The 13,491-nt window shown below is 58.0% G+C and carries 13 protein-coding genes; 4 read left to right on the top strand and 9 right to left on the bottom strand.

Features of this window, described 5'->3' with window-relative positions; all coding sequences use genetic code 11:
• Nucleotides 1-6: 6 nt before the first annotated feature.
• Entirely contained in the window at nucleotides 7-564 is a 558-nt protein-coding gene (locus J3362_RS08800; protein ID WP_349519169.1) for a cob(I)yrinic acid a,c-diamide adenosyltransferase, read from the top strand.
• A gap of 47 nt (nucleotides 565-611) precedes the next feature.
• Here the strand turns inward: J3362_RS08800 and J3362_RS08805 are convergent, their stop codons facing one another.
• From J3362_RS08805 to J3362_RS08820, 4 genes are all read right to left on the bottom strand, one after another.
• Nucleotides 612-2,642: a methyl-accepting chemotaxis protein gene (locus J3362_RS08805; protein WP_349519170.1), complete on the bottom strand. Its 2,031-nt coding sequence runs from the start codon at nucleotides 2,640-2,642 to the stop codon at nucleotides 612-614.
• Between the two features lie 120 nt (nucleotides 2,643-2,762).
• Nucleotides 2,763-3,650: a histidine kinase gene (locus J3362_RS08810; RefSeq protein WP_349519171.1), complete on the bottom strand. Its 888-nt coding sequence runs from the start codon at nucleotides 3,648-3,650 to the stop codon at nucleotides 2,763-2,765.
• A complete protein-coding gene (ampD, locus tag J3362_RS08815) occupies nucleotides 3,651-4,247 on the bottom strand; it encodes a 1,6-anhydro-N-acetylmuramyl-L-alanine amidase AmpD (protein ID WP_502882426.1) in 597 nt (198 codons plus the stop codon). It abuts the gene before it with no gap.
• A gap of 99 nt (nucleotides 4,248-4,346) precedes the next feature.
• On the bottom strand, nucleotides 4,347-6,650 hold the full coding sequence (locus tag J3362_RS08820; protein WP_349519173.1) for a DUF1631 domain-containing protein: 2,304 nt from the start codon (nucleotides 6,648-6,650) through the stop codon (nucleotides 4,347-4,349).
• Between the two features lie 223 nt (nucleotides 6,651-6,873).
• Between J3362_RS08820 and nadC the strand changes: the two genes are divergently transcribed.
• Nucleotides 6,874-7,713 (top strand): carboxylating nicotinate-nucleotide diphosphorylase, encoded by an 840-nt coding sequence (gene nadC / locus J3362_RS08825; protein ID WP_349519174.1) that lies wholly within the window; start codon nucleotides 6,874-6,876, stop codon nucleotides 7,711-7,713.
• Here nadC and J3362_RS08830 read toward each other — a convergent pair whose 3' ends face one another.
• The 5 genes from J3362_RS08830 to J3362_RS08850 are packed head-to-tail and all read right to left on the bottom strand — an operon-like array spanning nucleotide 7,714 to nucleotide 11,474.
• Entirely contained in the window at nucleotides 7,714-8,049 is a 336-nt protein-coding gene (locus tag J3362_RS08830) for a YqcC family protein (RefSeq protein ID WP_349519175.1), read from the bottom strand.
• 12 nt (nucleotides 8,050-8,061) lie between these two features.
• Nucleotides 8,062-8,859, bottom strand: a complete 798-nt coding sequence (locus J3362_RS08835; protein WP_349519176.1) for a ParA family protein — start codon at nucleotides 8,857-8,859, stop codon at nucleotides 8,062-8,064.
• Nucleotides 8,860-8,919: 60 nt separating this feature from the next.
• Nucleotides 8,920-9,618: a DnaA regulatory inactivator Hda gene (hda, locus tag J3362_RS08840; protein WP_349519177.1), complete on the bottom strand. Its 699-nt coding sequence runs from the start codon at nucleotides 9,616-9,618 to the stop codon at nucleotides 8,920-8,922.
• On the bottom strand, nucleotides 9,615-10,175 hold the full coding sequence (locus J3362_RS08845) for a CDP-alcohol phosphatidyltransferase family protein (protein ID WP_349519178.1): 561 nt from the start codon (nucleotides 10,173-10,175) through the stop codon (nucleotides 9,615-9,617). The genes hda and J3362_RS08845 overlap by 4 nt, the downstream gene beginning before the upstream one ends.
• 21 nt (nucleotides 10,176-10,196) lie before the next feature.
• Nucleotides 10,197-11,474, bottom strand: coding sequence for a DUF8605 domain-containing protein (locus tag J3362_RS08850; RefSeq protein ID WP_349519179.1), 1,278 nt, complete (start codon nucleotides 11,472-11,474; stop codon nucleotides 10,197-10,199).
• Nucleotides 11,475-11,693: 219 nt separating this feature from the next.
• Between J3362_RS08850 and purM the strand changes: the two genes are divergently transcribed.
• Together purM and purN are read left to right on the top strand one after the other, a co-directional pair.
• Nucleotides 11,694-12,758, top strand: a complete 1,065-nt coding sequence (purM, locus tag J3362_RS08855) for a phosphoribosylformylglycinamidine cyclo-ligase (protein ID WP_349519180.1) — start codon at nucleotides 11,694-11,696, stop codon at nucleotides 12,756-12,758.
• Nucleotides 12,755-13,417 (top strand): phosphoribosylglycinamide formyltransferase, encoded by a 663-nt coding sequence (gene purN / locus J3362_RS08860; protein ID WP_349519181.1) that lies wholly within the window; start codon nucleotides 12,755-12,757, stop codon nucleotides 13,415-13,417. Before purM ends, purN begins: the two co-directional genes overlap by 4 nt.
• Nucleotides 13,418-13,491: the final 74 nt, after the last annotated feature.

A 13,491-nucleotide genomic window follows, 5' to 3' on the forward strand; every position in this document is an offset into this window, starting at 1 on the left:
AGACTGATGGGCAACCGCCTTTCCAAGATTTACACCCGCACCGGAGACGATGGCTCCACGGGTCTGGCCGATGGCAACCGGATTGCCAAGAATGCCCAGCGAGTTGAAGCCATGGGCACCGCCGATGAACTCAATTGCCATATCGGGTTGCTAATCGAAACCCTGGACAGCGACGACGAACTGGTGGAGAGCCTGCGCCGCATTCAGCACCATCTGTTTGACCTGGGAGGCGAATTTGCCATCCCCGGCAGCCGTGTGATCGGTGACGAACACATCGAATGGCTGGAAGGCACCCTGGACCGACACAACGAAGGCCTGCCACCGCTTAAGAATTTTGTCCTGCCCGGCGGCAGCCCCGGCGCCGCCCAATGTCACCTTGCCCGGGCGGTCTGCCGTCGTACAGAGCGGGTTGTCGTGGCCCTCGGCCATGAAGACTCCATCAACACTGCTTCCCGGCACTATCTGAACCGTCTCTCAGATCTGTTGTTTGTCATCGCCCGCGTACTGGCCCGGCGCGAGGGTGGCGAAGAAATTCTCTGGGAACAAAAAAAATCTGGCCTCTGAGGGCCGGATTTTTTTATGCGCCTGATCGCGCGCAAAGGTCGCGCCGGTCAGACCTTGAAGGCTTCCACCAGACGCTGAAGCGACGCTGTCAGTTGCGACATTTCTCGGGAAGAACCCAGGGTTTCTTCAGCATTGGCGGCAGTTTTATGGCCCAGCTCGCCAATCTGCTCAACGTTCGAGTTCACGTTTTTCGCGACGGCAGACTGCTCTTCGGCTGCCTGGGCGATCTGGTGACTCATATCCACGATCACGGAGATGCCCTTGGCGATTCTGTCCAGGGCCTCTGTCACCTCTCCAGACTTCTGCACCGTTGCCTCAGTCACGTCCCGGCTGTTGGTCATGGCCGACACCGCGTCTTTGACGCCGCTCTGGAGACGGGAAATCATGCCTTCGATTTCTTCCGTCGATTTGTGTGTGCGCTGTGACAGCGAGCGAACCTCATCGGCAACCACCGCGAATCCACGCCCTTGCTCCCCGGCTCGGGCCGCCTCGATCGCGGCGTTCAGTGCCAGCAGGTTGGTCTGCTCGGCGATGGCCTTGATCTCGACCAGCACCTGACTGATGTTGTCACTGTCCTTGCTGACCCGGTTGATCACTTCCACCGCACCAGAGATTTCACCCGCCAGCTTGTTGATGGTTTCAACCGTGTCGGCCACCACGCCCCGGCCGGTTTCTGTGTCCTGTTCGGCGTTGCTCGCGCTGTCCGCAACGCGGTGCGCGCTTTCGGTGACTTCATGAACCGCCTCAACCATCTGGTTCATGGCTTCATTGATCTGGCCGCTTTCTTCCATCTGACGCGCCACAGCTTCGCTGTTGGCCGCTGCGGTGTCATTGACCCGGGTTGCCTGCTGGTCGACGTCCGCCGTGGTCCGGCTGACAGAGCGGATCAGCTCGGCGATCCGGTCGGTCATGTTATTGAATTCCGTCGTCAACTCGCCCAGCTCATCGCGGTTGCGCAAACTGATGTGCGTGGTCATGTCGCCGGCGGCAACGTTCCGCGCGGCTTCGCTGAAGCGGTTGATGGCGGTACGTACGGACATGAAGAAGCCGATGTAGAGATAGACAACCACAAGCAATACGGCGATCAGGGCAACCACGATCAGGCGACGCTGGTTGATCTCACTCTCGAGCCTTGAGCGCAGGTTCGAATCGACCACGCTGAAGGCAGCCGTCTTGACGTCGTCGTAGTGGGCCAACTGCCCGGACATCAGATCGTCGTATTCGATCCAGGGCATTTCCAGACGCATGGGCGTTATCACGTTCAGATCCAGATGATCCCGAACCACCATCAAACTCTCGTCAACCCGTTGAATGGCGTTGCCTGCCTGATTGGCAAGGGCCGGCGATGCTTCAGAAGCAAGAGCCAAGGCCGGTGAAAGCAAGGAGGTGCGATTGGTCAACTGGTCATAGATTTCGTTCAGGGTTTCGCTCAGGGCGTAACCGACCTGCCCCTCGACCAGTGCAAAGATTCCGTAGGATTTTGCCCGACCAATCACGGTGCGTGCAGCCGGGAGAGAGTCCTGGACCAGGCCCAGAATCAACTGGTTTTCTCTTGAGGCCCCCTGCCCCAAACCAGAGATTTCAATGGTGGCCGAAAGCAGCGCCTGTGCCTTCTGGACGAACTCCTGATAATACTTGAACTGAGGATCGAAGCTGCCCTGATAATTGTCATCGGCCCGCAATGCTTCCCACTCCTGGCGAAGGCCTTCAACCTGATCGGCCCAGGAGCCAGTCGTATCGAACGAGCGCTTTTCTGCGGTCAGAGCTGCCAGCAGGCTATCAATCTCACTGGCGGCTTCTTCGGAAACTGCGGTAATGGCACTCTCATCCTTGATGATCGCCGGTGAGCGATAGTCTCGATAATCCATCGCAGCATCCACCAGCCGATCCACTTGCTGGAGTTGCTCCAGCCCCTCGACGCCCCGGGTCATGGTCTGAACCGAGCGATTCAGCTCGGAAATAGCAAGCCAGGACAGTCCACCAATCGGTAAAAGGAACAGAATGCTGATGAGACTGAACTTGTAAACCATCGGCAGCCGGTTCATCAAGGCAATGGCAGGATTAATGAGTTGCTTCACAGGGACCCTCGTGCTGGCGAATAACCACTGAACGTTAATTCTTTTCTTCTATTGTCGCCTAAAGTCTTAAAAACTTAAGCTTTATTTGTTGTTGAACTGTAATGTTTTATAAAATCCGGGCTAAACGACGCCGGAAATAACCAGCAGGGCGAGTATGCATATCCATACCAACATGCTTCTGTTCAGCAGATCCCTTACCGCTCGCAGACTCCTTCCCCCAAACGCTGTCCACTCATCCGGGTGAATCCGGGAAAACCTCGCTGGATCCAGTGCATACCCGGTTAACGACCCGTTGGCCGAAATCATGAGCACCTCTCCCGCTTTTTTAGAGATTCCAGTCAGAGTTTGGCGGGTTTCACGCAGCCAGCCGGCCAGATCTCCGGCAATTCCGAACGTTAACGACAAAAGCCTGGCAGGAATCCAGCCGGCAAGGTCGGACATTTTTGCAAACCTGGGCCTGGCCGGCGCCTGCGGCCATTGCTCGGCAAGCGCAACCAGCCCACGCGCCAGAACCGCAAGACCAATGCCGCCAACCACATACCAGAAAGCCACCAGAAAGAAACGCTGGAACACCGAAACCATCAGTGCCTTGGACAGGGAGAGGTGCATGGCCTCGGGAGATACTGCGGCTCCCCGCTCATCAGCCGGAAGAAGATCTTTCACATGATGCCAGGCTGACTGCATGTCTCCCCGATGCCACCCCTCCGCATAGGCCCGCAGCACCTGTCGCCAGCCCGGCGTGCCCATCAGGACGACCAGAACCAGGAACTCCAGCGGGTAGGCCGCCATTCTCCAGCCGGACGACACCAGCAGATATTCCGCAAGCCCCAGTATCAGTGCCGGCAACAGGACCAGCGCCAGCCCGGTTGCAATCCCCGATTCATGGCCGGCCCTGACCCGGCTGCCATTGCGGAACCACCGGCGCCAGACCTCGTCGCCGGATAGCATATCCAGGGAGTCCAGACGCCTGCGAACCATGTAGGCCAGAAGAAACACAACAAATACCATTCAGACGGTCCTCCCCGATCCACGGGCTATTTCCAGGGCTGACCGGAAATACCGCCAGTCAAAGGCCGGCCCCGGATCGCTTTTCCTGCCGGGCGCAATGTCGCAGTGCCCGGTAATCCGGCCAGCTGTGATATCCGGCCAGGCCGTCATAATCAGGCCTGCCACTTCCGCCAGCATGCGGTATTGTTCGGTGGTGTAAGGGGTGTCATCGGTTCCTTCGAGTTCAATCCCGATGGAAAAATCATTGCACTCCTCCTGTCCTTCAAAACACGATCGGCCCGCATGCCAGGCTCGATCAAGCAGGCTGACAAACTGGACCAGCGCGCCATCGCGGCGAATAAGCAGGTGTGCAGACACCTGGACGCCCTCGATGGTCTTAAAGTAGGGGTGCGCAGAATGGTCGAGTTGATTACAGAAGAAGTCTTCTATTTCGGGCCCACCAAACTGGCCCGGAGGCAGGCTGATATTATGAACGACCAGAAGAGAGATGCCTGCTCCGTCTGGACGAGGCCCGAAATTCGGCGAAGGGGTCCAGCGGGCGAAGGGAATCCGCCCGGTATCACGAAGCGAGTTTCCATCGGTACCGGAAGCGGTAATGCGTTCGGAAAAAACGTCTGAATCGGGCAAAGTAATTCCAAAAGTTTCAGAGGATTACAGCCTCTGATTGAATCACAAAGTTGCCACGGTTGCCACGAATCAGTCCTTGCGGCTGTTGCGCAGGTTGTCGATGATCGACTCCAGTGCCCGGTCGAAGATCAGGCCGTCATCCAGCATGCTGATATTACCGGCTTCCATGTCGGCGGCCAGCTCCTGACGCAGATACTCGGCGACCTTCGCACCACTTCGATTCACAAAAATGTATTTACCGGTGGCCTTGATAAAGGCGGCGAGCTTGCAGCGCACCCTGGTTTCGTCACGGGTAAGTTCAATCCAGGAACCGACACGCAGGCTTTCTGCCTTTTGCAGCCACTCTGGCGACACGGACGCCGCCTCTGTGTCGGCGCCCCCCTGAGCGGGAGTCTCTCTGACCACAACAGCCGGCTCTTCAGGTTCGGCCGGCAAAGGCGTTGCCTTAACAGCGTCTTCGGCCGCCGGCACAGCCACCGGCGGTTCTATGGGCTGCTCAGAAGTAGGTTCTGCATCGGGCAGGTCTTCTGGTTCCGGAGGTGATTCCGGCCGGGACGGCGCCGTCACCAACCGCTGGAACACGTCCACGTGGGCAAGCTCAAGGTCGCGAATGGCCGCATCAGTGGCAAACGGATCCCAGGAAATCTCCTGCAGCGCCTTGCGAAGGTCGTCCACAATAGCCGGTATCGCCCTCAGCAGATCTGCCCTGGTGGTATCAGTGACCGGGCGCGGATCCACACTCCAGACCAGCTGCTCGGTCAGGTTCCGGGCGTGCTGCCACCGATCGCTGTCCTCGCCTTCCCGGAGGACAACCCATTGTAGGTACCGGGTCCAGGCTTCGCTCAGGAGGCCGGCAACCGGCTCGGGTAGGTCCCGCTGCTCTGTCAGCTCCTGAACCAGGCCTTCCGCCGCCTGGGACGCCCGCTCCTGACGAGCACGCCCTTCCTCTGCATCCCGAAGACGTTGCTCGACGAGCTCACGACGTCGGCGATCAAGATCCATGAAGTGGCTGAAATCTTTCAGCAATTCCTCGAACAGAGAGACGTTGGTGGTGAATTCACTCAGAACCCGATCTACCACCGATTCGATTTTGTCCCGAAGCGGATCCCTTTGCCCGACCTTCTTCTCGGTCCAGCCAATCGCTGAAAGTGCCAGTTCGTTGAGGAGCTTTCTGACGGGATGACCGCCCCGATTAAAAAAGTTCTTGTCACTAAGCGCCACTTTCAGCACCGGAATCTGCAGGCGCCCGATCAATGCTTTCATTACCGGATGCAACTGGCGATCTTCCAGAATAAAGTCGAACAGCATGGAAACCAGATTGATCACGTCACTGTCAACCTGCCCAACGCTCAGGCTGTTGCCATCGCCGGAACGCAGGATGGGTTGAAGCTGTTCGTTCAGCGGTACAACGGTACCGTAACCCCATTGCCTGCTGCTCGACTGCGCTTCAGTCAAACGGGCCATGAGCCTGTCGGTATCAATGTAGCTTTCGCCGACCGGGGATCCGCCAGTTACAGAGTTAGATTCGCCGCGATGCAGCAGCGCGCTGAGCTCAGAGAAAGTAGCCTGTGATTGAGACATACCCTGGCTCTCGCTGGGAGAATCCGCCTGACCTCTGGCGCTGGTCGGCACTGAACTATCTCCTGACCCACGCTGACCGGAACGGGAGGGCACTTTGCCGGTGGGCGGTCGTTTCATGTCGGGCATTACGCCTTCAGTGATCAAGGTGCGATTGGCTTCTTTGTAAAAATCACCGAGGGTATCGGCGAGCAGGCGATCAAAGAGCTTCAGAACCACCAGCTTGGCCCGGATATCAATGTCGAGGTCGGCACAGGCCTCGGCAACACCGCCACAGATGATCTCAGGGCTCAGCGGCATTTGCGCGTCTTTCAGCTCGATGCCCGGCACCAGATGCCCAACCCGGACGGTAAGCAGACGGATCTGTTCTGTATAACGGTTCCGGAGTTTATTTATGAGGTTGTCGACAGCCACCTGCTGCTCAAGCTGGGAATGGTCAACGAGGCTAAGAGAATCCTCGTCAACTTCATCCAGAGACCTGGCACTTTGTTGGGGCTGGAACCTGCCGATTTCATTGAAAGCCTGGCTGACATACTGGAGGATCGAGACCACCATGGCCTTGCGACGAAGCCTGAGCTCCCGCATGGCATCAAAGTAGGCGGTCTGGTCGAGATTGGTGCCAGCTCTGTCGGCGAGTTCAAACAGGGCATCATCGGCACGATCGAAAAAACTGGCAAGAACGGACTTGAGGGACTGACCCGATGCGTCACGCAGGCGCACGAGGGACGCAGGCAAAGAAAACCGGGCGGGCGGTTTCTGGCCTGAAAAGCTGACAACCTTGTTATCGTGCACCATCTCGCTGCTCCGCCTTGTATTACGTAATCGCCTGTTTATTTCTCCACTTCACATGATACGAGCTGCCCACGTCAGGTTGTGTCAGAATTTGTCACCTTTTGTGTAGACCTGACGTGCATCACAGTTTAGCAGTCCTGCCCCAAGAGTTTGGCGATTCACCAGCGGCGCTTTAGAATTGGCAGCCTGAAACGCTGACAACCCACTGCACCGGACTTTTTGCCCTATGATTCCCCCTGAACTCCTCCGCCAGGCCAGAATTGAAAATGTTGCCCAGAGTCTGCGCGAGGACATCGGCGATGGCGACATTACGGCCAGACTGATACCCGCCGACAAACAGGCAACAGGGCGGGTAATTACGCGTGAAACCGCCACCATCGCAGGCAGGGAGTGGGTGGACGAGGTTTTCCGACAGGTGGATCCGGCCGTTGAGCTCAACTGGCAGGTGGCCGATGGCGAAACCGTGTCACCGGATCAGGTATTGTTTACCATGCAGGGTTCTGCACGAAGCCTGCTGAGCTCCGAACGCGCGGCCCTGAACTGGCTCCAGTCCCTGTCTGGCGTTGCGACCGCCTGCGCAGGCTATGCCGCCCGGGTTGCGCACACCAGTGTTCGGCTACTGGATACCCGTAAAACCCTGCCGGGTCTGCGCCTGGCCCAGAAATACGCCGTAACCTGTGGCGGCTGCTTCAATCACCGGATCGGGCTGTGGGATGCTTTCCTGATCAAGGAAAATCACATTGCCGCCTGCGGCTCCATTGCCCAAGCCATTGAAGCCGCCCACCGGATTGCACCGGGCAAGCCGGTGGAGGTGGAAACCGAGAACCTTGACGAGTTGGAACAAGCCCTTCAAGCAGGTGCAGACATCATCATGCTGGATGAGTTCTCGCTCGAAGACATGCGAATCGCGGTCGCTACCACAGGTGGCAAGGCAAAGCTGGAGGCATCCGGGGGAATCAATGTCGACACCCTGGTCCCGATCGCCGAAACCGGCGTGGACTTCATCTCGATTGGCGCGCTGACCAAGGATGTGAAGGCTGTCGACCTGTCAATGAGACTGGACTGATCACTCCCCACTAAGCAGGCGGTCGATCACCTCGAGTTCCCGAACCAGCCTGCTGCCGGACTCCAGTCGCCCCCGGAAATGCTCTTCGGCCATCGGCGCCATACCGGAGGCCGAAGGCAACGGGTGGTCATTTTCGATGATGATCTTCATTCTTTCCACAAAGACAAATTGCAGCCACTGGGTAAATTCCAGCGTATCGATGCAAAAGGGCTGGGCACTCTGGAACGCCTCGTCCGGTGGCGGCTCTGACTCCCAGAGCCCCAACTGCCGCAACTCCATCTCAATGTTCAGAAGGCAGTCCGCAACCTGCCCGACCGGGGTACCGGATTCGGTCATATCAATCTCGCTTCAATCGTTGAGCGGCTCAAGCTCCACGGTTTCGCCATGCAGAACCCGAAACAGGTCCTCGTACTGGCGCGTCAGCGGGTGCTTGGGTGCCATGTGAATCAGGGGCTGCCGGCTCTGGTGGGACTCTTTCATCTTCACGGAACTCGAGAGGCGCACAGGCAGAACCGGCAAGCCCTCTTCGGTAAGCTCCCTGACCAGTTGCTTGGGGAGGCTGGCCCGCGGCTGGAACTGGTTGGCAACAATTCCTTCGACAACAAGATCCTCATTGTGATCTTCCTGCAGATCACGAATTTCGTTGAGGATGTTGTACAGCGCCTGCCGGGAAAAGTCGTCACAATCGAAGGGTATCAGGCAGCGCTGGGCTGCAATCAGGGCAGACCGGGTATAGAAATTGAGCGCCGGCGCGGTATCGATGTAGATCGCATCGAAGGATTCACCCAGTTTTTTCAGGGCTTCCCTGAGTTTGTATATTTTGTGCTTGGCCTCCAGCTTGCGCTCGAGGAAATCCAGCTCCGGGCTGGAGGGCATCACAAACAGGTTCTTGAACGGTGAGGCATGGACAAACTCGTCCGGACGGCGGTTGAACACGGTAAAGGCCACCGTCTGCTCCAGCATATCCGCAACGGTATCCTTGAACTCGCTGGCAGGTTTGCCCAGCAGGTAGTGGGTGGAATTTCCCTGCGGATCAAGATCCACGACCAGGGTTCGCTTGCCACGAGCGGCGCTGATAGCTGCGAGATTGCATGTGATACTGGACTTGCCGACACCGCCTTTCTGGTTAAATACCACCCGTCTCATTTTGCCTCTCCCTTGATGAATCCGTTATCGATTTCTGCCCTGAGATGAACTCATTCCAACTCACCAACCCATCACTGTCTTCACAAACGGGATGGTCAGCCGTCGCTGTGCCTGAAGTGAATTTTCATCCAGTATATCCAGAATCCCCAGCAAATCACCGAGCCTTCGAGGCGCCCGACGCATTATATAGTTGGCTACATCATCCGCCATCACCAGGCCCCGCTTCTCGGCACGGGCCCTGAGAATTGTGAGGCGATCCTCATCCCGGTAGATACCCAACTGGATGACCAGCCCGTGACTGAATCGGGAGACCAAATCCGGCAACTCAAAGGGCAAACTGGCCGGCAAATCGGTCAGACTCACCAACAAAAGGCCGCCTCGATCGAGAATCCGGTTATAGAGGTGAAAAATGGCCTCTTCCCACACGCGCTGGCCTGCGATGCGGTCCACATCGTCCAGGCAGACGATGTCATGGGTCTCAAGCCCCGACAAGGCATCGGGACCAAAAGGCTCGAGCTCTGCGATGCTGATACATACCGCTGCCCTGCTGTGCTTCTCGCCCAGGTGGCATACTGCCTGCAGAAGATGGCTCTTGCCGGTATCGGCATCACCGCAAAGAACAACAACAGGCATATCATCAGGTTGCTGACAAACGCTTTCAAGGCGCTGGGCTGCGCTCGTGTTCCGGTCGCCATGAAAATTGTCGAATCGGGCGTCGTCACGCAGCTTGACCCCGAGCACCAACTGGGATGCGGTCATGGCCGGGTAGCCCTCCAGGCCCGAAAGCCCCACACGAACAGGTAATGCCCCCCGCTGAACACTGTGGAGACAGCCACCAGGAGAATGCCGGCATCCACCACCCACGGCTGCATCGGCAGGTCCGCCAGAAGCACAATGATGGCCAGGGCTACAAGAATCTGGATAAATGTATTGATCTTGCCAGGAATGCTGGGCTCCATGTCGTATCGACCAACCTTGTAGTGGTAGGCAAGAGCGCCGACCACAATCAGCAGATCACGCCCCAACACCAGCAAAAACAGCCACACTGGCAGGACAGAAGTGAGGGTAAGCATCAGGTACGCGGTGATCAGCAAGGCCTTGTCGGCAAGAGGATCTGCAATTGCGCCAAGCCTGGAACGCCAATTGAAATGCCGGGCAAGGAAGCCGTCAACCGCGTCTGTACCAGCTGCCAGAAAGAATATCAGCAACGCACGGCGATAATCTCCGGTCAATAACGCTCCCGCGAATGGAGCGATCAGAAGAATGCGCAGGAACGTCAGGGCATTGGGAATCCAGCGCCAGCGGTGCAAATTCAAAAGACTCCCTCCGGTTACACCTTATTCGCCGCCATCGCTCCCGATGACAGAAGACGGTTGCCAACGATAATACAGAACCTGGTACAGGGATTCGAACGCCTCCCTGGCATCTTCCTCATCGACGGGCACCGGCTGATAGGTAAACAGGGCAGTCTCCTCAGACGCCTCCGCAGAGGTTTGCTGATCCGGGCCAGCCGGCTGTGATTCCTCGCTTTCGGGCGCCTCTTGCGGGTTCGCCCCAGACGACGCCACCTGATCCTCTCCTCTGCGGGCGGTAACCGGAGGTTCTGCCGGAACGTCGGCCTCCATCGGAACAAAGCGCGGATCCAGGGCGATGTACTCCCGGAGCTGGTCCAGCTCACCGGAAAAAGCCACTCGCAGGGTCAGTTGTTCGTCTCGTACCCGATGGGCACCAACGCTAACCACGGGGGTCAGTCCCTCAAGCACCTTATTGGCTCCGGCATAGTCTTCAAGCGACGTAACGCCACGCAGCACAATGTCCACCTGGGGCGAATCGCCCACTTCCGATGCAGCAACCGCGTATCGGCTGGCGTACAGCTCGGCCCAGCGATTAATCATGGCCTCCGCCAATGCCTCGGGAGTCTGGGCGGTTACTGACTCTTCACCAGCATTCATGGCCATACCATCGAACACCCAACCGGCACGCCATTGGCCACCAGCGCGGCTGACGCGCACCAACGCCAGAACATCGTGTTCCAGATCTTCGGAGGCGGACTTCACCCGGCCAATAAACTGCCCCCAGATATCTGACAGCAATTCCCGGTCTGAGGCGAAATCCGACGGCGGAAGCGCCACCGGCAAGCCCCGCTTCCTGGCCGCCTCATCGAACGCAGCCCGCCAGTTTCCAGCGCTGCCCTGCCCGTCGCTTGCGGCAGACCGGGTCACAAGTGTTCTCGAACCCCGATCCTCGGCAGCAATCCAGGCCAGCGTGAGCGGTCTGTTGGCACCCCACACCGGCGCATCAATTGCAGCCAGAGCACGGTTAACGCCAACCGCTCCGAAGGACATGCTCAGAACACTCTGGCCAGACTCGCCACGGGCAACCTGATAGGAAAGCAGCAACGACTCGGCATCGGACAGCAGGGCTTCAACGCCTTCCATCGCCAGTACGTCTCGGGTACCGGAAACCCGGACCAGTACCTGGCTCAGCCCATCTGCATACCCCTGGGCGAGTTGACCCGGCGAGGACCCTTCCACTGGCACCTTTGCCGAATAGAGCCCGGAAACGGTCACCGCAGTCGCCTGGGCGGAAAACCCGGCCAGAAGAACGGTGAACAACGCAACTACCCACGCCCCGGATACAGACCTGTGTGTCGCCTTTTGCCCTGATACTGACATGAAACACCCTGCAATTCGCATGAATGGCGCATAGGATACACCATGCCCCAAGGTGTGAGTAGCGGCCCCGGATTTCGGAAAAGCAATATACATTTGGAGCGCCACACCGCACCTGTTAAAATCCGCCGCCTGACCCACTGGCCAACGGTTAAGTACACCATGAGCGAACAGAAGCCCTCCCTGACCTACCGCGATGCCGGCGTAGATATTGATGCCGGCAATGAACTCGTCAGCCGAATCAAGGACACCGCCGCGCGCACCCGCCGCCCCGAGGTTCTTGGCGGTCTCGGCGGCTTCGGCGCCATGGTCTCGATTCCCGCCGGATATAACGAACCGGTTCTGGTTTCCGGCACCGACGGAGTGGGCACAAAGCTCAGACTGGCCATGCAACTGGACAAGCACGACAGCATCGGTATCGATCTGGTCGCCATGTGCGTGAACGATCTGGTTGTCGGCGGCGCTGAACCGCTTTTCTTCCTCGACTACTACGCGACCGGCAAGCTGAACGTAGACGTTGCCACTCAGGTGGTTGCCGGGATCGGCGAAGGCTGCGAACAGGCTGGCTGTGCGCTGGTCGGCGGTGAAACCGCTGAAATGCCGGGCATGTACGAAGGCGACGACTACGATCTGGCGGGCTTCTGCGTAGGCGTTGCCGAACGCAGTGAAATTATTGACGGCGGCCGCGTCCAGGCCGGAGACGTGCTGATTGCACTGGGCTCTTCCGGCCCCCACTCCAACGGCTACTCCCTGATCCGGAAAATTCTGGAAGTCAGCAACGCTGACCTCAAGCAGCCAATGGGCGACACCACCCTGGCCAATGCTTTGATGGCACCAACGCGAATCTACGTAAAGAATCTTCTGCAGCTGATTCGCGAAGTCGACGTCCGTGCCCTCTCCCACATCACTGGTGGTGGCCTGCCGGAAAATATTCCCAGGGTGCTGCCGGACGGCACCATCGCTGCCATCGATACCAACAGCTGGTCATTGCCCCCGGTATTCCAGTGGCTCAAGGACAACGGTGGCGTTGCCAGTGAAGAGATGTACCGCACCTTTAACTGTGGTATCGGCATGATTGTCTGCGTGCCAGCCAATCAGAAGGAGCTAGCCCTGGATACCCTGAAAGCACTGGGCGAGCACGCCTGGCAGGTAGGCCTGATCGAACGTGCCGATGACGAACAGGCAGATGCCTGCGTTCGCTACGCACCGGGGCTGCTGTCGGCATGAAGGCAGATCAGACCCCTTTGCCGAAAATCCTGGTGCTTGCCTCCGGAAGCGGCACCAACCTTCAGGCAGTGATTGACGCCAGCCGGGAGCGGGATTTTCCCGGGCAGATCGTTGCCGTTGGCTGCAACCAGCCAGGCGCGTTTGCCCTTGAGCGCGCCGCCCAGGCCAATATCGAGACCTTTGTGGTAAACCACAAGAATTTCGAATCCCGGGATGAGTTTGATGCTTCCCTGATGGCGGAAATCCTCCGATACAATCCGGATCTGATTATCCTGGCAGGTTTCATGCGCATTCTGACCACGGATTTTGTGCGGGCATTCCGGGGTAAGATGCTGAATATTCACCCGTCCCTGTTACCGAAGTATACCGGGCTGAATACTCACCGTCGCGCACTGGAAGCGGGCGATACCGTACATGGCGTTTCCATCCACTTCGTTACCGAAGAGCTGGATGGCGGCCCCGTGATTGCCCAGGCAGAAGTGTCGATTGTTTCCGGTGACACGCCAGAAAGCCTCGCTGAGAAGGTACAGGCCAAGGAACACATTCTTTACCCCATTGTTGTGCGCTGGTTCTGTGAGGGCCGGGTTCAGCTGGGTAGCGATTATGTGTTGTTCGACGGCGACCCCTTGAACGCCCCGATGCGTTTGTCTGACAACTGAGGCATCGTCTGAACGAATTGTCATCCCCGCATCCTGCCCGAGCAGCTACACTGTCGCCATTGATGACGGTAATT

The organism is Marinobacter sp. NFXS11 (assembly GCF_040148675.1).
Classification (GTDB): Bacteria; Pseudomonadota; Gammaproteobacteria; order Pseudomonadales; family Oleiphilaceae; genus Marinobacter.